Source organism: Streptomyces rubellomurinus (genome assembly GCF_000961885.1).
In the GTDB taxonomy this organism is placed as follows: domain Bacteria; phylum Actinomycetota; class Actinomycetes; order Streptomycetales; family Streptomycetaceae; genus Kitasatospora; species Kitasatospora rubellomurina.
This window is the reverse complement of the sequence record NZ_JZKH01000093.1, coordinates 1-21,724: the sequence shown is the minus strand read 5'-3', so window position 1 is coordinate 21,724 and position 21,724 is coordinate 1. Positions and strand designations below refer to the sequence as shown.

The following is a 21,724-nucleotide window of genomic DNA, read 5'->3' as shown; positions in this document are numbered from 1 at the left end:
AGCCCGGTGCTCAAGGGTGAGACCGACCGTTGACCGCCCCGCTGCGAGGAGCCCCCCATGCCCGCCCGAATCGTGCTGGTCCGCCACGGCGAGACCGCGTGGTCGGCCACCGGCCAACACACCGGCCGCACCGACATCCCGCTGACCGAGGAGGGCCGCGCGATGGCCCGGGCGCTCGGCGTCCGGCTCGCCGAGGCCCCGTGGAACGGGCTGCCGGACGCGCTCGTCTACACCAGCCCGCTCGGCCGCGCCAAGGAGACCTGCGAGCTGGCCGGCTTCGGCGACCGCGCGGTCGAGCGCCCCGAACTGCTGGAGTGGGACTACGGGCAGTACGAGGGCCGCACCGGCGCCGACATCCGCGCCACCGACCAGCCCGGCTGGCTGATCTGGCGCGACGGCGTGCCCGGCGGGGAGAAGCTCTCCGAGGTCGCCGCCCGGGTCGACGGCTTCCTCGCCGAACTCAACGACGAGCACGGCGTCCCCGCGCCGGACACCACGACCATGCACTGCGCCGACCGGGACGTCGTCCTGTTCGCGCACGGCCACCTGCTGCGCATCCTGGCCGCCCGCTGGCTGGGCCTGCCGCCCGAGTTCGCCCAGCGGTTCAAGCTCGGCACGGCGGCGCTGTGCGTGCTGTCCTGGGAGTACGGCGCGCCGGCGGTCGAGGTCTGGAACGACCTCTCCCACCTGGACGGGCTGAACTCCGGCCACTGACCCGGACTCTGACCCGGCCTCTGGCCCGGCCTCTGGCCCGGCCACTGACCCGGCCACTGACCCGGCCGGTGGCGGCTCGTCTGCTCGTCGGCCCGCCCCGCTCGTCCGCCCGTCAGGCCGCCGCGGACCGGTCGTACCCGGCCAGGAAGCGGCGGACCTCCGGCACCGCGGCGTGCGCGCGCAGCCGCTCGGCGGTGTCCGCGAGCATGCCCCGGACGCGGGCCGAGCGGACCTGCTCGAACAGCACCACGGCGGTGTCGCCGTGGTGCGCCGCCCCCGCCAAGTCCCCCCGGCCGAGCCGGTCGTGGGCCAGCTCGGCGGTGTACAGCGCCCGGTTGCGGACGAACTGCGGCTCCTGGAGGTCGATGGCCAGCAGGGCCTGCTCGCTGGCGCGGTCCCAGTCGCCGAGCGCCGACCAGCACTGGGACTGCAGCCCGGCGATCTCGGCCTCGCCGAAGAAGGACATCCACTCCGGGTCGGCCTCCGAGGGGCCGCGGTCGAACAGCACGTACGCCCGGGTGAGCGCCCGTTCGCAGGCGGCGCGGTCCCGCAGCACGGCCCAGGCGCCGGCCTCGCGCATGGCGAGCAGCGCGAGCAGCCGGTCGGAGTCCAGCTGTCGGGCGGCGGCCTGCCCGGCCTGGGCGGCGCGCAGCGCCTCGCGCGGGCGCCCCGCGTCCCGGGCCAGGAACGCGCTGTTGCAGAAGACGTGCGCCTCCAGCGCGGAGTCGCCGGCCATCCGGGCGGTGGCGAGCGCCTCCGCGTAGAACGAGCGGGCGTCCGCGAGCCGGTTCGAGTCGTGCGCCAACCAGCCCACCGAGATGGCGAGTTCGCCGGCCCCGGCCTGGAGCCGGCGCTCCGTCTCGAGGCCGTACTCGCCGTCGTTGAGCAGGACGTAGGCGTGGCGCAGCGACTGGCCGGCGAGCTCGTACAGGGCGTCGGCGCCGTGCGCGTCGTCGGCCAGCCGGATGTCCCGGACGGCCTGTTCGACGCCGAGCACCTCGGCGGTGCCGACCCGGCGCGGCGGCGGCACCGGCCCGGGGCGGCCGGGCACGAAGCCGGCCCGGCCGGCGTCGGACATCGGGCCGGCGTCGAACAGGGCGGCCCGGGCGGCGGCGCCGTCGCCCACCGCGGGGAAGCGGCCGGCGGTGGGGCCGGTCGCGGCCGCGGCCGGCCGGTCGATGCCGATCACGGTGGCCAGCGCGGTGGTGCCGCCGGCCAGGAACGTACGGCGACGCACGTCGTCGTTCTCCTCGTCGAGATGGGGCGATCCGCCGGGCCCCCTGGGCCCCGCGCCGGCACCCGGCCGCGACGGCCCGTCCGGAGCGGCGGAATCCGCGTACGGCGAGGCAGCGTACGGGAGTTGAGTGGAGAGCGGTGAGCGCGGGGCGGGCAGGGGCGGGAACGGCGGATGGAGCGGAGCCGCCTCGCCGCCCCCCGGTCCGCCGTCCACCGGGCGGCGGCGGACGGCGGACCGGGGCGCGAAGCCGAGGTCGGTGAGCGTGCGGCCCGGCCACATGTGCCGGAACACCCGCTCGTAGGCGTAGTTGGGGCAGCGGATCTCACCGGACTCGACCCGCCCGACGTACCGGGCGTCGCAGGACACGTGCTCGCCGATCTCGCGGGCGGCCCGGCGCACCGCCATGGCGAACTCGCCGGGGGAGCGGTCGCCGCGGAGGGTGCGCATCACGGTGTTGGGGGACGGTCGGTCGGGCTCGGCCGGTGGGGTGGCTGCCATGGGGGCGACAGTACTCGGAGTCACCGACCGGACACAGCGGGTTTGCGGGAGGTCTGCTGTCAATTCGGGAGGAAACGGACGATGTTGTGGGTAATCCGCCATGAAATGCCATGCCTTGCTGTAAGGCGCCCCGTGGCCTCGGGTGCCTCCGCCGCGTTGTCCTGGTACGTGGAAGCCCCGGCCGCCGCCCCCGCCGGCCCCCACCCGCGGCGGAGGAGCTTCCGACCCGACGAGGTACCCGCACGAGGTGTCCGTGCGCGGCACCCGGGCGAGGTACGGACGAGGTATAGAGCGAGGTATGGAGGAGGGCCCGTGATGGCCACCGGACTGCCGCAGTACCGCCCCGTCGCCGGGCGCGCCCCCGCCGGCGCCGCACCGGCCCTGCTGCCCGACCCCGCCGACGACCGGATCCCCGGCCGGGGCCCGGTCGAGGGCGGCAGAGCCCCCTGCGGCGGCCCCCGCCGCGACCGCACCGCACCCCCCGAGGGCGCCCTCGTCACCAGCTGCGACACCGTGACGGTCGCCCTGCGGCACGGCCTGGAGGCCGTCGACATCCTGCGGCTGCGCCGCGCCTGCGGAGCCGTCCTGCAGAGCCGCAGCGGCAGCACCGTCGCCTTCCTCGTCCCGGCCGGCACCCGGGAGACCTGGCACCTGCCCGGCAGCACCTGTACGGCGGGCGCCCTGCTCCCCGCCGCCACCGACCCGCGCTGGGTGATCCCCCCGGCCGGCGCCGATTGCGCCGCCCGTCCCACCGACGCCTGGGTGCTCCGCTCCGCCCTCTGCGAGGCCGCCTGCACGCTCACCGCAGGCGGCCTCGGGCCGTTCTAGGCGTTCCCGGAGCGTGTCCCGCGGATCCCGCCGGGTTCGCGCGCCTCGGCCACCAGCCGGGCGTGACCTCCGGCCGGATCCACCCGGCACGCCCCTGAGCTGCGCGGCCGCCCGTCCCGATCGAGAGCGTGTTCGGTTCTGCGGCGATAATGGCCGCCATGGGACGAAGCAGCCGAAGCAGCAGATCCGGCCGCGGCGGTGCGCCGGCGGCGGCGCCGACCGCCGCGACCGGCGCGGGCGGCTCGGCGGGCGCGACCGGCTCGACGGGCCGCAGCCACGCACAGGGGCCGCTCAGCCGCCAGGTCGGCTCCGGGCTGGCCGAGCTGCGCCCCGACCGGGACCGCCCCGCCGCCTGGTCGCTGCTCATCGACGGTGCCCCGCAGTCCCTCGTCGACCTCGCCGACCCCACCCACCTCGGCTTCGAGTACCAGCGCCGGCTCGGCCACGTGATCGACCTCGTCGCCCCGCCCGGCCGCCCGCTCACCGTCCTGCACCTCGGCGGCGGAGCCCTCACCCTGGCCCGCTACGTGGCCGCCACCCGGCCGCGCTCCCGGCAGCAGGTCGCCGAGATCGACACGGAGCTGACCGAACTCGTCCGCGCCGAACTCCCGCTGGAACGCGGCTGGCAGATCAAGGTGCGCGGCGCCGACGCCCGCAGCGTGCTGGAACGCACCCCCGAAGGCGCCGTCGACCTCGTCATCACCGACGTCTTCTCCGGCGCCCGCACCCCGGCCCACTGCACCACCGTCGAGTTCACCGCCCTCGCCGCCCGCGCCCTCGCCCCGGGCGGCTGGTACGCCGCCAACATCGCGGACGGCTCGGCGCTGCCCTTCGCGCGCTCCCAGATAGCCACCCTCGGCGCGGTCTTCCCCGAACTGTGCCTGATCGCCGACCCCGCCGTCCTGCGCGGCAAGCGCTTCGGCAACCTCGTCCTGGCCGCCGCCCACACCCCCCTCCCGATCGCCGAACTCACCCGCCGGGTCGCCTCCGACCCCGCCCACGCCCGCGTCGAACACGGCCGCCCCCTCACCGACTTCGCCGCCGGCGCCACCCCGGCCACCGACGCCACGGCCGCCCCGTCCCCGGCGCCACCGCCGGGCGTCTTCCGCTGACGCGCACCGCGGCCGCTGCGGCCGGTCGCCTCCGCCGCCGGGTCGTACGCAGCCGCGCTGCTCCCGAAAACCGTTTGCAGGCGACCGAGTTGCGGCTCACAATGGCGCCGTCACCGATCGGAGGGGGCGTCATGCAGATCAGACCGGCTCGGCCGGGCGAGGCCGCGCAGCTCACCGACCTCGCCCTGCGGTCCAAGGCGCACTGGGGTTACGACGAGGCGTTCATGGCCGCCTGCCGCGAGGAGCTGACCGTCGACGCCGCCGCGATCGAGCGGGGCTTCGTGGAGCTGGCCGAGGAGGACGGCCAGGTGCTGGGCTTCGTCGCGCTGACCGCCGTCCCGCCGGGCGGCGCGCTGGACATGCTGTTCGTCGACCCGCCGGCGATCGGCCGGGGTGTCGGCCGGGCGCTGTTCGAGCACGTGCGCGGCCGGGCCGTGGCGCTTGGCCTGCGCCGGTTCACCATCGACTCCGACCCGAACGCCGAGCGCTTCTACCTGGCGATGGGCGCGGTCCGCGTCGGCGCCACGCCTTCCGGCTCGATACCCGGGCGGGAACTCCCGCTGCTGGTCGTGGAGCTGGCCCCGGCGGGCTGAGCCGCCGTGGCCGACCCCGGTGCCCGCGCGTCAGCCTGCCGTCCTCCCCGCATCCTCCCGCTCAGTGTCCGCGCGGCAGTCCGCGGTGCTTGCACATGGCGGCGCCGGTGAGCAGGAGTCCGGCGGCGATGGGGGCGAGGACGGCGGTCGCGGTGGCGGAGCCGTCCACCGTCGTCACCGTGGCGGTGTCGGCCAGGGCGAGTTCCTCGGGCGCCGCGGCACCGACCGGCGTGGTGGTGGGCGCGGTGGCGCTCCGCGCGGGGTTCGCGCCCCCGTCCGGTGCGGCCGGGGCGCCGGGCCCGTCCGTCGTGCCCGTGGCGTCCCGGGCCGGGCGCGCGGTGGCGGCTCCGGACGGCAGCTGCGCTTCGGCGGGCCGGGTGGTGGCGGCCCGCTGTCGGGGGACGGTGGGCAGGTCGGTGGGTTCGCCCGCGCGGGTGGCGCGTGGTTCGGCGGGCCGGGTCTGGGCGGGGATGCCGCCGAGCAGGCCGGAGGCGAGAGCGAACGCGTCCGGCAGGGCCGCCCGTTCGCCGGGCAGGGGCAGCCCGCCCGCCCGGACGCGTTCCCGGAGGCCGTCGCCGTCCGGGGGCCCGACCGGTCCGGGGGCGTTGGCCGCTCCGTTCCCGGCGGCCGGCCCCTGCCCGGCGGACCGTCCGGCTGACTGCCCGTCGCGCGCCGTCCCGTCGTGAACGGCCCGGTCGCGCCCGTCCCCGTTCCGTACGCCTCCGCCCGGCGCGTCCCCGCCCGGCGCGGTCCCGCCCGGTGCGGTCCCGTGCTGAGCGGTCCCGCCGTAGGGGGCTCGGCGGACGGCCGGGTGGGGTTGATCGGCGGCGGGGTCGGCGGTCACCGCGTAGGCCGCGGGGGTGCCGAAGCCCCAGAGCTGGGCGAGCAGGGCCCCGCCGGCCGCGGCGACGCGCGGGCGGGGCAGCCACCGGCCGATCGTGTGCCGCGCACCGGTGGCCGCACCTGCGGCCGCACCGGTGACGCCGCGGGGGGCGGGTTCCTGGGGATCGGTCGCGTGATTGGCTCGCACGTGAATCGAGAACGAGCCGATGGGCGGCCAGGTCACGCCTGCCGTCACGCCTGCCGTCTCGGCCGCCGTGCCGCCTCCCGTCACGCGCGCCGTCGCGGGCGGTCATCGCGCCGGTGGCCCCGCGGGTCCCGCGTCCGGGGCCACCGGCCGTGCGGCGGTCAGGAGTTGGGGCGGAGCGTCCAGGTGACCGTCATCACACCGGTGACGGCGCCGTCGGCGCGGGTGATCTCGACGGTGACCGGGAACTCGGGGCGGCCGCCGGCGTCCAGCTCGGCGACGACCTCGGCGGCCGGGCGGCCGAGCACGGCGGTGGCGGTGACCTCGCCCATGGCGAGCTTCTTGTAGGCGATCTCGGCGTTCACGGCGAGCGGCACGGCCCGGGACAGCTGGTCGCCGAAGGCGGCGAGCACGATGCAGCCGCTGGCGGACTCGGCGAGCGTGAACATCGCGCCGGCGTGCGGGCCGCCGACGTGGTTGTGGTACGCGGGCTGGTCGGGCAGCCGGAGCACGGCGCGCTCCGGGGTGGTCTCCAGGTACTCGAGCTTGAGGGTGTGCGCCATCGGCACGGTGGCGTCGAGCATCTGGCCGATCGTAGGTGTGGTCATGGCGACGATGTTACTAGCCGGTAGCTTCCGGCGGCAGGGGCGGAGCGGAAAAGCCCGACCACCGGCCGCAGTTGAGGCCTCGCCGGGAGGGCGCGCGAAAACGCCTGAGGGGCCGATCTCTTGAAGAGATCGGCCCCTCAGGCTCTGGGGTGAGTGACGGGACTCGAACCCGCGGCCACCTGGACCACAACCAGGTGCTCTACCAACTGAGCTACACCCACCATCTGTCCGGTCCGTTCCCGCTCTCGCGTTCCCGTTCCGACAGGAAGAACTCTACAGGATCCGAGAGGGTGCTCGCGCCAGGGTTCCGTTCCGGTGAACCCGGGCCCCCGCTCCGACGACGACGCGGCCCCCGCCCCGACGTCCCGGAACGGGGACGAGGGGAGCGGGGGCCGGAGGAGCGGGGCCGCGCCGGGAGGCGCTCCGGTTCAGTCGGCCGCGGCCCGGTACTTCTCCGCGATGGCCCGCGCGGTGTCGGCGTCCGGCCCGGGCTGGGGGACGAACACCGCCTCGCGGTAGTACCGCAGTTCGTCGATGCTCTCGCGGATGTCCGCGAGCGCCCGGTGGTTCCCGCCCTTCGGCGGGCTGTTGTAGTACGCCTTCGGGTACCAGCGGCGGGCCAGCTCCTTGATCGAGGAGACGTCCACGATCCGGTAGTGCAGGTGCTTCTCCAGGGCGGGCATGTCCCGGGCGAGGAAGCCGCGGTCGGTGGCCACCGAGTTTCCGCACAGCGGCGTCTTCCCGGCCTCCGGCGCGTGCTCGCGCACGTACGCGAGGACGCGCTCCTCGGCCTCGGCCAGGGTCACGCCCTGCTCCAGCTCGTCCAACAGCCCGGAGGCGGTGTGCATCGTGCGCACCACCTCGGGCATGTTCGCCAGCGCCTCCGCCGGCGGGCGGATGATGACGTCCACGCCCTCGCCGAGGATGTTCAGCTCGGAGTCCGTCACCAGCACCGCGACCTCGACCAGGGCGTCCCGGTCGAGGTCGAGGCCGGTCATTTCACAGTCGATCCATACCAAGCGGTCATTCACGCACCTCACCCTACGGCGCGATCACGCGCCGCGGGCACCGGCGGAGCCGAGCGGGCGTCCGGCGGGCAGGCCTCGGCCCGGTGCTCCTGGGCCCCACCGTGCGGGCCGGAGCCGTCCGACTCGTCCCCGGCCTCGTGCGGAAGCCGGCCGTCCCGGCCCGGACGGGCCTCGCGGGCCGCCGCCCGGCCACCCTCGGCCGCCGCCCGGCCACCCGGAGCGCCCGGGAGACCCTGGGCGGCCTGGGCGCGGACCTGCGGCGCCCGGACGGGACGGCCGCGGAGGTCGCCCGCCCCGGCCGTCGGCTGCCCGGCGGCGGTGGCCGGCATCCGTCCGGCGGCAGCGCCGTGACCGCGCGCGGCCGCGCCCGAGCCGGGCACCCCCGGTTCGTCCGAGGGCCGCTCGGCCGCACTGCGGTGCCCCTGGCCCTGGCCGCGCACACCGGGCTGCGGGTGGCCGTCCTCGGCCGCCGCGTGCTCGGCGGTCCGCGGCGGGCGCCCGGCACCCGGCCCGACCTGCGGCGGCACCACCGGCGGCCGCGCCGGACCGCGCCCCGCGCCCTGACCCTGCTGCGCGGGGTACGGCTGCTGGGCGGCCTGCTGGTGCGGGTACGGCTGACCGGTCCGCGGGTGGAAGCCCTGGGCGGCCGGCGCCCCGGGCTGCCCCGGAGCGAAGGGCGCGCCCTGACCGTGCTGGCCCTGCTGCGGGTACGGACCGGGCCCGACCGGCTGGCCGTGCGGGCCGACCTGCGTCGACGCCCCGGGCCCGGCCGCGAACGGGTGCGCCGGCTGCGCGCCGGAACCGCCGTGCGCCGTCCCGGCGAAGACCGCGCCGCCCGCCGCCGCGCCGATCGACGCCCCCACCGGGTGCGGCAGCGCGCCGGGCAGCCGCAGGTCGCCGACGTGCCCGCCGACCGGCGCAGGCGCCTGCTGGCCGGGGCGGCGTGCCCGGTAGCTGGTCCGGTACGCGGCCGGGGAGACCCCGAGCTGCCGCCGGAAGTGCCCGCGCAGCGCCACCGGCGAGCGGAACCCGCACCGGCGCGCGACGTCGTCCACCGACAGCTCGGAGGTCTCCAGCAGCCGCTGCGCCTGGAGCACCCGCTGGGTGATCAGCCACTGCAGCGGCGCACTGCCGGTGAGCGTGCGGAACCGCCGGTCGAAGGTGCGCCGGCTCATGTAGGCCCGGGCCGCCAGCACCTCGACGTCGAACTGCTGGTTCAGGTTCTCCAACGCCCAGGTGACCACCTCGGCCAGCGGGTCGTTGCCGATCTCCTCCGGTAAAGACTGATCGATGTACTGGGCCTGTCCTCCGCCGCCGCGGCGGCTCGGCACCACCAGCCGGCGGGCCAGCGCGTTGGCCGCCTCGGCGCCGTGGTCGGTGCGCACCACGTGCAGGCACAGGTCGATGCCGGCGGCGGTGCCCGCCGAGGTGAGCACGTCGCCGTCGTCGACGAACAGCTCGCGCGGGTCGACGTGCACCCGGGGGTAGCGCTTGGCCAGCGTCGGCGCGTACATCCAGTGGGTGGTCGCCGGACGGCCGTCCAGCAGGCCGGCGGCGGCGAGGACGAAGGCGCCGGTGCAGAGGCCGATGATCCGGGCGCCCTCGTGGTGGGCCTTGCGCAGCGCGGTGATCGCCTCGACCGGTGGCGGCTGGGAGATCGAGCGCCAGGCCGGTACGACGATCGTGCCGGCCCGGGCGAGGGCCTCCAGGCCGTACGGGGCGGAGAGGGTCAGGCCGCCGGTGGTGGCCAGCGGGCCGTCCTCCCCGGCGCAGACCAGCAGGCGGTAGCGGGGCACCCCGGCGTCCTGGCGGTCCACGCCGAAGACCGAGAGCGGGATCGAGCTCTCGAAGATCGGGGCGCCGCCGAAGATCAGGACGGCGACGGTCTCCCGGCGGCGCCGGCCGGACAGCTTGCGCGGGGCGACCACCGTGGTGGTCGAGGCGGGGGAGCCGTTCGTGCCGTTGCCGTTGCCGCCGCCGTAGCCGAGGGGGCTGTGGCCGAGCGGGGGGTGGCCGAGGGTGGTGCCGCCGGCCAGGCCGGCGAGCGAACCGCCCAGAGCGCCGGTGGCACCGGTGCCACCGGCGCCACCGGGGAACGGGGCGGTGCCGGTGCCCGGGTGGCCGGGGTAGGGGGCGTGGCCGGGGTGACCCGGCGCGCCGAGGTGGCCGGGGGCGGTGGCGTGGTCGCCGCCGTAGCCCTGGGCCTGGTTGACGGTGCCTCGGCTGACGGGTGGTCCGGCGAAGCCCGGGTGGCCGCCCTGGGCGGGCTGCGCGCCGTACGGTGCCGGGCTGCCGCCGTGCTCGGCCGGAGCGGGGCCGGCGGCGGACGGGGCCGAGGCGTAGGGGGAGTGCGAGGCCGGGCCGGAGGTGCCCGGGGCGCCGGAGCTGCGGGTGGCGGCGATCGCGGAGGTGCCAGTGCTTCTCGCGGATCGAGCCGCGATACCGGCCACCGCCTGGCCGCTGTCCGGACCCGCGTCGCTCCTGCTCACCCTGCTCAAGGCGCTCAAGCCCCCTCGGTGGTGTGGTGTGGGTGGTGCGGCACTGCTAGCCAAGATCGAAATCTATCCGGTGGACCATTGCCGTTGTGACAAGTTCACCATCCGACGCTATGTCGACATGGCAATTTGGCGTGATGCATTCGATCACGAAGCGTGGCACCCGTCGACCTTTCTGGGAAGAGGGCGGGTGCAAGGGTGGCCGGTTGTTGCGGGGCGGTTCCCGGGGCGCCCGGCCTCCGCGCGCCCGAGCGGCGGGTCTGGGCTGCGGATATGTCCAAGCGGGAGTCGCCCGCGCGAAATTGACCGAAAATCGGCGGTGCACGCGAGGGCGCACGCGCCCGGACCGTGCGCCTCCCAGGCTTCATCCGGCCATGGCCGGGGCGGCGGAACCGGCACCCCGGCGGCCGGGCTACGGTCCTGCCGTGAACACAGACCGCCGGCTCGAACAGGCCAACGACAACTCAGCATCCTTCTGGCTCGCCCAGGCCCGCGTCCACGGCTGGCAGACCCGCGTCCGCCCCGGTTGGACGGCCGTGCGCGGAGCCCGCACCCCGGACGACGTCCACCGCGTGGTGATCACCCGCCCGTACGCCGAACCAGGATTAGTGGAACGGGAGTTGACCGAGCTCGTGGCGGAGTGGTCGACCGTCAGCCTGGCCGTCGAGGACCTGTACGGCGGGCTCGACCTGCACCCCTTCGGGCCCGGCCGGGTCTCGGTGATGCCGGTGATGTTCCGCGAACCCGGACCGGCCGTTGACGGGGCGGCCGAGCACGGGGCGGCCGAGCACGGGGCGGTTGTGCCGCCCGCGACTTCGCGGACCCGTGACGGCAGCCTTCTGACGGTCGTCGAGGCGCTGGACGCCGACACCTTCGCCCAGGTCGAGCGGGTGATCGTGGACGGATTCCCGCTGCCCGCCCGGCAGCCCTGGGTCCGGGGCGACGCGCTCCCGTGGCGGCTGCTGGCCGAACCCGGCTGCCGTGGCTGGCTGGGGAGCATCGACGGCGACCCGGTGGGCGCCTGCCTCACCTACGACGACGGCCTGATGACCGGCGTCTACTGGGTCGCCACGCTGCCCGGCCGGCGCGGCCAGGGGGTGGGCGCCGCCGTGACGCGGGCGGCGCTCGCCCACGCCCACCCGGACCGCCCGGCCACCCTGGTCGCCTCCACGCTCGGCGAACCGGTCTACCGGAAGCTGGGCTTCACCGAATCGGCCCGCACCTGCCGGTGGTCCCTCGCCGTCGCGGGCGGGTGAGCGCGACGGTCGGCCCGGCTCCCGGGCCGTCGTCGCGGCTGCCGTAACTACTGGGCGACAGCGGCCGGTTCGGTGATCGGGGTGGGGCGCGCGGCGCTGATCGGCGAGGTGCGCGGGGCGCCGCTGCGCCCGCCGACCGCTGCGGTGGCGGGGGTGGCGGGGGTGGCGGCGGGGGCGGTGACCGGTGCCGTGGCCGGTCCGGTGGTGGGGGTGGAGCCCGTTCCATCGCCCGTCGCGCGGAGGGGAGTTGGGCGCACGGCCGCAGCAGCGCGATGCCCCTGCGGCCCCGCCTCCGGCGCGGCGCCCGTCGCCGCGCCCGCCCTGGTGTCGGAGCCCGCGCCCGCGCCCGCGCCCGCGCGTGGGAGCTTGTCCGCGAGCACGGCAAACCCGCCGGAGCGGTTTCGGACACCCGACCCGGCCCCCGCGCCCGGGGCGCCGCCCGGTCCGGCGTTCGCGGCAACGGGCGCACCCGGGCCGTCCGGGGCGGCCGTCGCCGAGTGCGCGCCGGATCGCGCGCCGAGCGGCGCCGTCGCCCGTGCCGGCGCGCCCGCGATCCGCCGCTTGGCCGCTCCACCCGCTCGGATGCCCGGCCGGAGGGAGGGCGCGGTGCGGGCGGAGAGCACCTGGCCCACCGCCTCCGGCAGGCCGGCCGCCTTCAACGTCGGCCGGTAGCCGATCTCCGACCACGGCCGCCCGTGGTGCAACCAGACGCTGCGTAGTCCGGAGAGCTCGGCGCCGGCGATGTCGGCGGGGGCGTGGTCCCCGACCATCCAGGTGTGCGCGGTCCAGTCCCCGGTCGGCGCGACGCCGCACCGCCGGGCGGCGATCTCGAAGATCAGCGGGTCCGGCTTGACGCAGTCGGCCTCCTCGGAGATGACCCAGCCGTCGACCAGTGCCCCCAGCCCGGTCCGCCGGATTTTCTCCAACTGCGGCCGGGTGCCGCCGTTGCTGACGATCCCCAGCGTCCAGCCGGCCGCCCGCGCGGCCTCCAGCGCCGCGACGTGCCCGGACGGGCAGCGGATGTGCGAGTTGATGCCGCGTCGGAAGTGCGCGAGCAGGAACTCGACGGAGGCGTCCAGGCCGTAGCGGCGCCGGACGGCGGACAGTACGGTGCTGCGCGGCACGTAGCCGCTGCCGTCGAGGGTGACGAACCATTCCACGTCGCCGGGCGGTAGGTCGTGTTCGGACAGGAAGTCCTGCGCCCAGGCCCGGAAGGCGGCGTCCCGGGGCAACAGGGTGTTGTCGAGGTCGAACAGCAGCAGGGGCATGCCGAGCATGGTGCCAGCGTCGGCGCCTATGCATGTGGCAAATGCCAGACGCCGTCGCGAAGCCGTACGAAGTGGCCGAAACGGACTGTGGCACCAGTTGGGCGGGTGGGCCGGAGGAGCCGCCCGGGGCTGGTGGGGCGCGTGTGACGTCACGGTTCGCGACAACCGGCAACGGATCGTCGCCGATCCATGACAGTCCGGTCACGGTGTCCCGTGGGCCTGTTGCGCCGCCCGGTCCGCTCAGTCAAGCTCCAGGGAACCTCCATTCCGGAGGGGGCGCGACCGCTCGCGGGCAGGGCGCACCGCCGCGGCGGGCGCATCCCCCTTTCGCGGGAACAACGTCGCTCCGGGGCTCGGCCGGTGGGCCGGGCCCCGCGCCCGTCGTACTCTGAAAGGAACAGGTCACATACGGTGCTGCGCGGCGCAGACCGACGTCATCCCGTGGGCGGGCCTGCTGCCCGGGCAGCGTTGTCCACTCCTGTCGGCCCCTCTCCCTCGAAGAGCCGTGAGCCATGGCTGGTTTTGAGCCTTCCCGACCGGTGGAACCGGACGCGTCCCGCAGCACCGGCGCAGGAACCGGCGCCGACGGCGGCCGCGCGGACCTCGTCCCGGCCGACGACCACGGGAATCGCGGTGACGGCGGGCATGCCGACGAGGCACGCGGCGACGACCTGGCCGACGTCTGCGGTGACGGCGCCTTCGGCGACGACCGGGGGCAGGCCGGAGACCGGCCCGGCACGGGCGAGCGCCCTGACGAGCGCCCCGGCGTCCCGAACCGCCGCCGACCGGCCGGCGAGGCGGACGGCGAAGCGGGCGACGAGCGCCCCGGTACCGCAGCCTCCGACACCCCTGCTCCCGGCGACGCGGGCCCTGGCGAGGCGGGCACCGAGCGAGCCGGCCCCCGAGGCCTGGCACGAGCGCTGCGCGGTCTCGTCGGGCGTGGCCTCGTCCCGCGCGGTTTTGCCGGGCGTGGTCTCGCGGGACGTGGCGAGGCCGGACGCGTCGGCGCCGACCGCCGTGACCGCCCCGGGCCCCGCCAGCGGCGTGGCGAGTTCCCGGCCGACCCTGGGGGACGTCCGGTGACGGGCCGCCTGGGCCCGGGCGCCGAGCGCCCGGAGGCGGGGCCCGGCGTGCCCGGCGGTGCGCACGGCGAGCCCTCGGCGCAGGAGACCGAGACGGGCGCCCCCGACCCGGTGTTCCAGCACGGCGTGGTGGTCGGCTTCGACGGCTCGCTGTCGAGCGAGCGCGCCCTCGCCTACGCGGTCGGCATGGCGCGCCGCTCCCAGTGCGGCCTGGTGATCGTGCACGTCGCCAACCGCCTGCCCGCCACGGTCTGGGCGGGCTGTGAGCCTCCTGTCTTCGTCGACCTTCCCGACCATCGGACCGAGGTCCTGGGCCTGGAGCTGGCCTGCGCGGACTTCCTCAGCGGGGTGCCCTGGATCCTGATCGAGCGCGGCGGCGACATCTGCCACGAGATCGAGGAGGTCGGCCGCGAGTACGCCGCCGACGCGATCGTCGTCGGCACGACGCACGGCCTGCTCGGCAAGATCTTCGGTTCGGTCTCCGGACGGCTGGCGCGGCGGGCCAACCGCCCGGTGATCGTGATCCCCTGAGCCGGCCGACCGGGTGGGCCGGACGACTCAGGCAGGTTCCTCAGGCAGGTTCCTCAGGGACACCACTCGGTGACGTCCCTCGGGAATCGACTCTCAGGAATCGACTCTCAGGACTCGACGCCGAGGTGCCGGGCGATGAGCATCCGCTGCACCTCGGACGTCCCCTCCCCGATCTCCAGGATCTTGCAGTCGCGCCAGAACCGGGCGACCGGGAATTCGTTCATGAAGCCGTACCCACCGTGGATCTGGGTCGCGTCGCGGGCGTTGTCGACGGCGGCCTCGGACGAGTACAGCTTCGCGATCGCGGCCTCCTTCTTGAACGGTTCGTCGTGCAGCAGCCGGGAAGCCGCGTCCCGCCAGGCCAGGCGGGAGGTGTGGGCGCGCAGCTCCATGTCGGCGAGCTTGAACTGGATGGCCTGGTTGGCGCCGATCGGCCGGCCGAAGGCCCGGCGCTCGCCGGCGTACTTGAGGGATTCGTCCACGCACCCCTGGGACAGGCCGGTGGCCAGGGCGGCGATCGCGATGCGCCCCTCGTCGAGGATGCGCAGGAACTGGGCGTAGCCTCGGCCACGCTCGCCCAGCAGGTTGGCCGCGGGAACGCGGCAGTCGGTAAAGGACAGTTCGCGGGTGTCGGAGGCGTTCCACCCGACCTTCGAGTACTTCTTCGATACCTGGAACCCCGGGGTCCCGGTGGGCACGATGATGGACGAGATCTCCCGCGTGGGCGAGCGGAATTCGCCTTCTTCACTCGAACGAGCGATCGGTTCGGTGAGGGCGGTGACGGTGACCAGCCCGGTGATGTCGGTGCCGGAGTTGGTGATGAAGCACTTCGTCCCGTTGATGACCCACTCGTCGGTGGTCTCGTCGTACCGCGCGGTGGTGCGGGTCGCGCCGGCGTCCGAGCCGCCCTCGGGCTCGGTCAGGCCGAAGGCGCCGAGGATCTCGCCCGAGGTCAGCCGGGGCAGCCACTCGCGCTTCTGCTCCTCGGTGCCGAAGCGGTAGATCGGCATCGCGCCGAGCGAGACGCCGGCCTCCAGGGTGATGGCCACCGAGGAGTCGACGCGGGCCAGCTCCTCCAGGGCCAGGCCGAGCGCGAAGTAGTCGCCGCCCATGCCGCCGTACTCCTCCGGGAACGGCAGGCCGAACAGGCCCATCCGGCCCATCTCCCGGACGATCTCGTACGGGAACTCCTCCCGCTCGTAGAACTCGCCGATCTTCGGGGCCACCACGTCCTGGGCGAACTCGGCGACGGTGCGCCGCAGTTCCTCGTACTCGCTGCTGAGTCGGTGGTCGAGCATCTGATCCTCCTGGTGCCCGGCCGGGGTGGCCGCGGGCATTCGCGGAATGACCGGCTCCTGTCTGACGGTGTGACAGTCGCACGGTGTGGTTGAGGGATGAACGTGGTGCTCGGTGCCGGCCGGGCCGTGCGGCCGGGGCCGGGGCCGACGCCGAACCGGTGCGGGAGCCGGCGCCGAGCGGGGGCGCCGCCGCCGGGGCGGGTCAGCCCCGGGCGGCGCCGAGCAGGGCCTGGACGGTTCGGGACGGGCTCGGTCGGCCCAGCCGCTCGGCCATCCAGCCGCTGGTCGCGACCAGCGCGCGCAGGTCGACGCCGGTCCGGATGCCGAGCCCGTGCAGCATCCACACCAGGTCCTCGGTGGCCAGGTTGCCGGTCGCGCTCTTGGCGTACGGGCAGCCGCCCAGGCCGCCGGCCGAGGCGTCCACCGTGGTGACGCCCGCGCGCAGCGCCGCCAGGGTGTTGCTGAGCGCCTGGCCGTAGGTGTCGTGGAAGTGCACGGCGATCCGGTCGACCGGCACGCCGGCCCGCGCGAAGCCCGCCAGCAGGGCGTCGACCTGGCCCGGCGTGGCGACGCCGATGGTGTCGCCGAGGCTCAGCTCCGCGCAGCCCATGTCCAGCAGCTCGGCGCCGTACCGGACCACCTGCTCGACCGGGACGGGCCCCTCCCACGGGTCGCCGAAGCACATCGAGAGGTAGCCCCGGACGGCCGTCCCGGCCTCGGTGGCCCGGGCCACGACCGGGCGGAACGTCGCCATGGCCTCGTCCGCGGAGCGGTTGAGGTTGCGCCGGGCGAAGGTCTCGGTGGCGCTGGCGAAGACCGCGATGTCGGTGGCGCGGTGGGCGAGCGCGCGGTCGAGGCCGCGCTCGTTGGGCACCAGCACCGGCAGCCGCAGGCCGGGGTGACGCTCGGGCAGGTCGGCGAGCCGGGGCATCAGCTCCTCGGCGTCGGCGAGCTGCGGTACCCATTTCGGGTGAACGAAGCTGGTGGCCTCGACGGTCCGCAGTCCGGCGGCCGCGAGCCGGGCGATGAACTCCGCCTTGACCTCCACGGGCACCAGGGACTTCTCGTTCTGCAGCCCGTCGCGCGCCCCGACCTCGTGGATGCGGACCTCCTCGGGCAGGTCGGCGGCGCGGACCGGGTCGGGCAGGCCCAGGTCGAGGGCGTCGGGCTCGTGCGTCGCGGCGGTCACGACCGCACCTCCGCGGCGGCCGGCCCGGCAGCGTCCTCGGTCGGGGTGACCACGACCAGCAGGTCCTCCATCGCGACGGTCGCGCCGGCGGTGGCCCGCAGCTCGGCGACCACGCCGTCGTGCGGCGCGGCGATCACGTGTTCCATCTTCATGGCCTCCAGCACGAGCAGGGGCTGGCCCTTGCGGACCGTCTCGCCCGTCGTGGTCTTGACGACCGTGACGGTGCCGGGCATCGGGGCGGTCAGGGCGCCGTGGTGGGCGCCGGCCGCGGCGGCGCTCTCGCCGACCGGGTCGTGGGCGTGCACCGGCCAGGCATCGCCCTCGATCCCGAGCCAGGTCACCGGGCCGGCGGCGAGGCCGGGGTCGGTGTCGGTGGCCAGCGCGAAGGCGGTCTGCAGGCCGTCGACGGTCAGGTGCAGCCGGTCGCCGACCCGGGCCGCGCGGGCGCGGTGGACGGGCCCGGCGTCGAGGCGGAGCTCCACCTCCATGATGCGCCCGGCGGAATTGTCAGTGGTGTCGGCTACGTTGCCCGCAGTGATCGAACGGATGCGCACCGACACCGGGTCCTGGCCGGGGGCCCGGAGCCGGTGGGCGGTCCAGGCGGGGGTGCCGCCCAGGCGCCAGCCGGAGGGAAGGGAGAACGGGTCGGTCCAGCCGCCGGGGTCGGCGGCCGGGGTCAGGTCCAGGTGCCGCGCCAGCGCGGCCGCGTAGTAGAGGAGGTGGGCAGATGACGGAGGTTCGGTCGCCGCGGGGGCGGCGGGATCCACCGGGGTGGCCGCGTCCGTTGAGGACGCGTTCGCCGGGGACGCGTTCGCCGGGGAGTAGGGCGAGGCGAGCAGGGCCGGCTGCTGCTGGGCCGTCTGTTCCACCAGGCCGGTGTCCAGTCGGCCGGCGACGACCTCGGGGTGTGCGAGCAGTCGGCGCAGGAAGCCGGTGTTGGTGGTGACGCCCAGGACGCGGGTGTCGGCCAGCGCGGCGCGGAGCCGGCGCAGCGCGGTCGGGCGGTCGGGCCCGTACGCGATGACCTTGGCGAGCATCGGGTCGTAGGCGCTGGTGATGACGGTTCCGGGGGCGACGCCGGAGTCGACGCGGATGCCCTCGCCCCGGGGCTCTTCGAGGGTGAGGATGCGGCCGCCGGTGGGCAGGAAGTCGCGTTCCGGGTCCTCGGCGCAGATGCGGGCCTCGATGGCGTGGCCCTGGAAGGAGACGTCGGACTGATCGAAGGAGAGCGGTTCGCCGGCGGCGATGCGCAGCTGCCACTCGACCAGGTCGAGTCGGGCTGAGTCCTCGCCGATGGCGATGGCGAGTTCGGTGACGGGGTGTTCCACCTGGAGGCGGGTGTTCATCTCCATGAAGAAGAAGTCCCGTACCCCCTCGGTGGAGGCGGAGGCGGGGGAGTCCGGGTCGATGCCGGGGACGATGAACTCCACGGTGCCGGCCCCGGTGTAGCCGCAGGACTCCGCGGCGCGGACGGCCGCGGCGCCCATCGCGGCGCGGGTCTCGGCATTGAGGAGAACGGAGGGAGCCTCTTCGATCAGTTTCTGGTGGCGGCGCTGCAGGCTGCACTCGCGCTCGCCGAGGTGGACGGTGGTGCCGTGGGCGTCGGCGAGCACCTGCACCTCGATGTGGCGCGGCCGGTCGACCCAGCGCTCCAGGAGCAGGGTGTCGTCGCCGAAGGCGGTCCGGGCGACGCGGCGGGCGGCGGCGATCTCGGTGGGCAGGTCGGCGCGGTCCCGCACGAGGCGCATGCCCTTGCCGCCGCCTCCGGCGGACGGCTTGAGCAGTACGGGGTAGCCGATCTCGTCGGCGGCGGCGACGAGGTCCTCGTCGCTGGGCGCGGTGGCCTGGCTGCCGGGGACCACCGGAACGCCGGCGGCCCGAACGGCCTCCTTGGCGTTGATCTTGTCACCCATCAACTCGACGGCACCGGGAGGTGGTCCGATGAAGACGAGGCCCGCGTCGGCGCAGGCGCGGGCGAAGCCGGGGTTCTCGGCGAGGAAGCCGTAGCCGGGGTGGACGGCCTGGGCGCCCGTGCGGCGGGCGGCGGCGAGGATCTGGTCGGTCCGCAGGTAGGTCTCGGCCGCCGAGCTGTCGCTGCGGTCGGCCGGGCCGAGCCGGACCGCGACGTCCGCCTCGCGGACGTGCGGGGCGTCGGCGTCCGCGTCGCTGAACACGGCGACCGAACGGACGCCGAGCCGCCGCAGGGTGCGGATCACCCGCAGGGCGATCTCGCCGCGGTTGGCGACCAGAACTGTGTCGAACATGGGAGGCGTTCCTCCGGGTCGAGGGGGCCGTACGAAGGAGGTGGAGGTGAAGGGGAGGTGCGCCGGCGAACGCGGTTCGCCGGCGCCGGGGGTCACATCCGGAAGACGCCGTACGGGCCGGCGGGCGGCAGCGGGGCGTTGGCGCAGGCGGTGAGGGCGAGGCCGACCACGGTGCGGGTGTCCATCGGGTCGATCACGCCGTCGTCCCAGAGCCGTGCGGTGGCGTAGTAGGCGTTGCCCTGGTGCTCGTACTGCTCGCGGACCGGGCGCTTGAACTCCTCCTCCGCCTCCGCCGGCCACTGCTCGCCGTGCGCCTCCAACTGGTCGCGGCGGACGGTGGCGAGGACGGAGGCCGCCTGCTCGCCGCCCATCACGGAGATCTTGGCGCCCGGCCACATCCACAGGAAGCGAGGTGAATAGGCCCGACCGCACATCGAGTAGTTGCCGGCTCCGTACGAGCCGCCGATCACCACGGTCAGCTTCGGGACGCGGGTGCAGGCGACGGCGTTGACCATCTTGGCGCCGTGCTTGGCGATGCCGCCCGCCTCGTACTGCCGGCCGACCATGAAGCCGGTGATGTTCTGCAGGAAGAGGAGGGGGATGCCGCGCTGGTCGCACAACTCGATGAAGTGCGCGCCCTTGAGGGCCGATTCGGCGAACAGCACGCCGTTGTTGGCGACGATGCCGACCGGGTGGCCGTGGATCTTGGCGAAGCCGGTGACCAGGGTCGAACCGTACTCGGCCTTGAACTCGGCGAAGCGGCTGCCGTCGACCAGCCGGGCGATCACCTCGCGGACGTCGTACGGCGTGCGCGGGTCCACCGGCACGGCCCCGTACAGGCCGGCCGGGTCGACGGCCGGGGGCTCGACCGGGGCGAGCGGCCACGGCCTGGGCTCACGCGGACCGAGCCCGGCCACGATCGTGCGGACCAGGGAGAGGGCGTGGGCGTCGTCCTCGGCCAGGTGGTCCGTCACGCCGGAGGTGCGGGAGTGCAGCTCGCCGCCGCCCAGCTCCTCGGCCGTGACCACCTCGCCGGTGGCGGCCTTCACCAGCGGCGGGCCGCCCAGGAAGATCGTGCCCTGGTTGCGGACGATCACGGCCTGGTCGCTCATCGCCGGGACGTACGCGCCGCCGGCCGTGCAGGAGCCCAGCACGGCGGCGATCTGCGGGATGCCCGCGGCGGAGAGCCGGGCCTGGTTGTAGAAGATCCGGCCGAAGTGGTCGCGGTCCGGGAACACCTCGTCCTGCATGGGGAGGAAGGCGCCGCCCGAGTCCACCAGGTACACGCAGGGGAGGCGGTTCTCCAGCGCGACCTCCTGGGCGCGCAGGTGCTTCTTCACCGTCATCGGGTAGTAGGTGCCGCCCTTGACGGTGGCGTCGTTGGCGACCACCACCACCTCGCGGCCGGCGACCCGGCCGATGCCGGCGATCACCCCGGCGGCGGGCGCCGCCCCGCCGTACATCCCGTCGGCCGCCAGCGGGGCCAGCTCCAGGAACGGCGAGGCCGGGTCGAGCAGGGTGTCCACCCGGTCGCGGGGGAGGAGCTTGCCGCGCGAGGTGTGGCGGGCGCGGGCCTTGGCGCCGCCGCCGAGCGCGGCCGCGTCGAGCTTCGCCCGCAGTTCGGCGACCAGGGCCCGGTGCGCCTCGGCGTTGGCCTGGTAGGCGGCGGAGCCCGGGTCCGCGGAGGTACCGAGCCGGGGCGCCGGGGCGGCTGCTCCCGGTGCTGCGGCACCCGGCACGGCAGCGGTGCCGGTGGTTGCGCTGAGCTGGACGCCGGTGGGCGTTCCGGCGGTTGAGATGACCATTCCCAAGAGCTCCCTTGCCCTCGGCACCAGGACGGCGGCCGGGTGCGGTGCGGCCACGGTCCCCACGTTAATGAACGTTAACTTACGCGGCCAGGTTAACGGTCGATAACCCGACTGTCTACGATGGACGGCATGCCGAACGCCCCGACCGCCTCCGCACTCACGCGCCGTGACCAGATCCGCCGCGAGGCCGCGAGGCTGTTCGCCGCCCGGGGCTTCCTCGGCGTGGGCGTGGACGAGATCGGCAAGGCGGTCGGCATCAGCGGCCCCGGCCTCTACCGTCACTTCGCCGGCAAGGACGCGATGCTCGCCGATCTGCTGATCGGCATCAGCGAGCGCCTGCTGGAGGAGGGCCGGCGACGGGCCGGTGGCGGGGGCGGACCGCACGCCGCCCTGGACGCACTGATCGGCGGCCACGTCGAGTTCGCCCTCGACGACCGCGACCTGATCACCCTGCACGACCGCGAGCTGCTGAATCTCAAGGAGGAGGACCGCCGCACCGTCCGCCGCCTCCAGCGCGGCTACGTCGAACTGTGGGTGGACGTGGTCCGGCAGGCCTACCCGCCGCTGGCCGTGTCCGGCGCCGAGCCGGTGGCCCGGGCGGCCGTGCACGCCGTCTTTGGCCTGATCAACTCGACCCCGCACAGCCTCGGCTCGAACCCGGGTCAGGGCGAGCGTGCCGGTCTCCAGCGCGACGGCATGGCCGCCCTGCTGCACGCCCTCGCCCACGGCGCCTTCGCGGCCGCCGCGGACTCGGCAGCCGGCGCGGGCGCCGAAGCTGAAGCCGGCGCTGGAGCCCCGGCCGACGCCAACGCCAACGCCGGGGCCGGGGCCGAAACCGAGGCCTGAGTCGCCCCGCCCGCAGGTCCACCCGCACCCCCGCCCCCGCCC

The 21,724-nt window shown here is 75.5% G+C and carries 16 protein-coding genes, 1 tRNA gene and 1 pseudogene; 7 read left to right on the top strand and 11 right to left on the bottom strand.

From position 1 onward, the window contains the following. Positions 1–57 precede the first annotated feature (57 nt). A complete protein-coding gene (locus VM95_RS31420; RefSeq protein WP_045703242.1) occupies positions 58–714 on the top strand; it encodes a histidine phosphatase family protein in 657 nt (218 codons plus the stop codon). 112 nt (positions 715–826) lie between these two features. On the opposite strand, the gene VM95_RS31415 is transcribed toward VM95_RS31420, so the two are convergent. Beyond that, positions 827–2,449 carry an NsdA family TPR-like regulatory protein gene (locus VM95_RS31415; protein WP_045703240.1) on the bottom strand — a complete coding sequence of 541 codons (1,623 nt, stop codon included), beginning with the start codon at positions 2,447–2,449 and terminating at the stop codon, positions 827–829. Positions 2,450–2,764: 315 nt separating this feature from the next. Between VM95_RS31415 and VM95_RS44795 the strand changes: the two genes are divergently transcribed. The 3 genes from VM95_RS44795 (at position 2,765) to VM95_RS31400 (ending at position 4,982) form a co-directional block, all read left to right on the top strand. Next, the gene (locus tag VM95_RS44795) at positions 2,765–3,277 is read left to right on the top strand and encodes a hypothetical protein (RefSeq protein WP_244179015.1); all 513 of its coding nucleotides are present in this window, start codon (positions 2,765–2,767) and stop codon (positions 3,275–3,277) included. 149 nt (positions 3,278–3,426) lie between these two features. Continuing rightward, positions 3,427–4,389: a spermidine synthase gene (locus tag VM95_RS31405; RefSeq protein WP_045703238.1), complete on the top strand. Its 963-nt coding sequence runs from the start codon at positions 3,427–3,429 to the stop codon at positions 4,387–4,389. Between the two features lie 131 nt (positions 4,390–4,520). Further along, a complete protein-coding gene (locus VM95_RS31400; protein WP_045703236.1) occupies positions 4,521–4,982 on the top strand; it encodes a GNAT family N-acetyltransferase in 462 nt (153 codons plus the stop codon). 61 nt (positions 4,983–5,043) lie between these two features. Here the strand turns inward: VM95_RS31400 and VM95_RS31395 are convergent, their stop codons facing one another. From VM95_RS31395 to VM95_RS31375, 5 genes and pseudogenes are all read right to left on the bottom strand, one after another. Continuing rightward, positions 5,044–6,012, bottom strand: coding sequence for a hypothetical protein (locus VM95_RS31395; RefSeq protein WP_157882250.1), 969 nt, complete (start codon positions 6,010–6,012; stop codon positions 5,044–5,046). Positions 6,013–6,170: 158 nt separating this feature from the next. Beyond that, positions 6,171–6,617 carry a DUF4442 domain-containing protein gene (locus VM95_RS31390; protein ID WP_045703231.1) on the bottom strand — a complete coding sequence of 149 codons (447 nt, stop codon included), beginning with the start codon at positions 6,615–6,617 and terminating at the stop codon, positions 6,171–6,173. A 145-nt stretch (positions 6,618–6,762) separates the two neighbouring features. Continuing rightward, positions 6,763–6,838 (bottom strand) — tRNA-His (locus tag VM95_RS31385). Positions 6,839–7,045: 207 nt separating this feature from the next. After that, positions 7,046–7,648, bottom strand: coding sequence for an oligoribonuclease (gene orn / locus VM95_RS31380; protein WP_045703229.1), 603 nt, complete (start codon positions 7,646–7,648; stop codon positions 7,046–7,048). Positions 7,649–8,573: 925 nt separating this feature from the next. Continuing rightward, positions 8,574–9,573: pseudogene (locus VM95_RS31375) on the bottom strand (helix-turn-helix domain-containing protein); the annotation flags it as partial. Between the two features lie 992 nt (positions 9,574–10,565). On the opposite strand from VM95_RS31375, the gene VM95_RS44790 reads away from it, so the two are divergent. After that, positions 10,566–11,396 (top strand): GNAT family N-acetyltransferase, encoded by an 831-nt coding sequence (locus VM95_RS44790; RefSeq protein WP_052707688.1) that lies wholly within the window; start codon positions 10,566–10,568, stop codon positions 11,394–11,396. Between the two features lie 47 nt (positions 11,397–11,443). Here the strand turns inward: VM95_RS44790 and VM95_RS44785 are convergent, their stop codons facing one another. Continuing rightward, positions 11,444–12,673: an HAD family hydrolase gene (locus VM95_RS44785; protein ID WP_052707687.1), complete on the bottom strand. Its 1,230-nt coding sequence runs from the start codon at positions 12,671–12,673 to the stop codon at positions 11,444–11,446. A 1,121-nt stretch (positions 12,674–13,794) separates the two neighbouring features. Here VM95_RS44785 and VM95_RS31355 point away from each other — a divergent pair. Then, positions 13,795–14,277: a universal stress protein gene (locus tag VM95_RS31355; protein WP_045703262.1), complete on the top strand. Its 483-nt coding sequence runs from the start codon at positions 13,795–13,797 to the stop codon at positions 14,275–14,277. Between the two features lie 107 nt (positions 14,278–14,384). On the opposite strand, the gene VM95_RS31350 is transcribed toward VM95_RS31355, so the two are convergent. The 4 genes from VM95_RS31350 to VM95_RS31335 all read right to left on the bottom strand — a co-directional run bounded on the left by VM95_RS31350 (position 14,385) and on the right by VM95_RS31335 (position 20,833). After that, entirely contained in the window at positions 14,385–15,575 is a 1,191-nt protein-coding gene (locus VM95_RS31350; protein WP_045703260.1) for an acyl-CoA dehydrogenase family protein, read from the bottom strand. Positions 15,576–15,777: 202 nt separating this feature from the next. Then, on the bottom strand, positions 15,778–16,764 hold the full coding sequence (locus VM95_RS31345; protein WP_045703223.1) for a hydroxymethylglutaryl-CoA lyase: 987 nt from the start codon (positions 16,762–16,764) through the stop codon (positions 15,778–15,780). Continuing rightward, positions 16,761–19,028: an acetyl/propionyl/methylcrotonyl-CoA carboxylase subunit alpha gene (locus VM95_RS31340; RefSeq protein WP_045703221.1), complete on the bottom strand. Its 2,268-nt coding sequence runs from the start codon at positions 19,026–19,028 to the stop codon at positions 16,761–16,763. The genes VM95_RS31345 and VM95_RS31340 overlap by 4 nt, the downstream gene beginning before the upstream one ends. 92 nt (positions 19,029–19,120) lie before the next feature. Continuing rightward, on the bottom strand, positions 19,121–20,833 hold the full coding sequence (locus VM95_RS31335; protein WP_078860821.1) for a carboxyl transferase domain-containing protein: 1,713 nt from the start codon (positions 20,831–20,833) through the stop codon (positions 19,121–19,123). A 132-nt stretch (positions 20,834–20,965) separates the two neighbouring features. Here VM95_RS31335 and VM95_RS31330 point away from each other — a divergent pair, with 132 nt between their 5' ends. After that, on the top strand, positions 20,966–21,682 hold the full coding sequence (locus VM95_RS31330; RefSeq protein ID WP_045703255.1) for a TetR/AcrR family transcriptional regulator: 717 nt from the start codon (positions 20,966–20,968) through the stop codon (positions 21,680–21,682). Positions 21,683–21,724: the final 42 nt, after the last annotated feature.

What these genes read in the sequence shown, in the direction of transcription:
- VM95_RS44785 (WP_052707687.1), bottom strand. Translation starts at nt 12,673, where the DNA reads ATGCTCGGCATGCCCCTGCTGCTGTTCGACCTCGACAACACCCTGTTG.
- VM95_RS31420 (WP_045703242.1), top strand. Translation starts at nt 58, where the DNA reads ATGCCCGCCCGAATCGTGCTGGTCCGCCACGGCGAGACCGCGTGGTCG.
- VM95_RS31415 (WP_045703240.1), bottom strand. Translation starts at nt 2,449, where the DNA reads ATGGCAGCCACCCCACCGGCCGAGCCCGACCGACCGTCCCCCAACACC.
- VM95_RS31340 (WP_045703221.1), bottom strand. Translation starts at nt 19,028, where the DNA reads ATGTTCGACACAGTTCTGGTCGCCAACCGCGGCGAGATCGCCCTGCGG.
- VM95_RS31330 (WP_045703255.1), top strand. Translation starts at nt 20,966, where the DNA reads ATGCCGAACGCCCCGACCGCCTCCGCACTCACGCGCCGTGACCAGATC.
- VM95_RS31405 (WP_045703238.1), top strand. Translation starts at nt 3,427, where the DNA reads ATGGCCGCCATGGGACGAAGCAGCCGAAGCAGCAGATCCGGCCGCGGC.
- VM95_RS31400 (WP_045703236.1), top strand. Translation starts at nt 4,521, where the DNA reads ATGCAGATCAGACCGGCTCGGCCGGGCGAGGCCGCGCAGCTCACCGAC.
- VM95_RS44795 (WP_244179015.1), top strand. Translation starts at nt 2,765, where the DNA reads ATGGCCACCGGACTGCCGCAGTACCGCCCCGTCGCCGGGCGCGCCCCC.
- VM95_RS31335 (WP_078860821.1), bottom strand. Translation starts at nt 20,833, where the DNA reads ATGGTCATCTCAACCGCCGGAACGCCCACCGGCGTCCAGCTCAGCGCA.
- VM95_RS31350 (WP_045703260.1), bottom strand. Translation starts at nt 15,575, where the DNA reads ATGCTCGACCACCGACTCAGCAGCGAGTACGAGGAACTGCGGCGCACC.
- VM95_RS31390 (WP_045703231.1), bottom strand. Translation starts at nt 6,617, where the DNA reads ATGACCACACCTACGATCGGCCAGATGCTCGACGCCACCGTGCCGATG.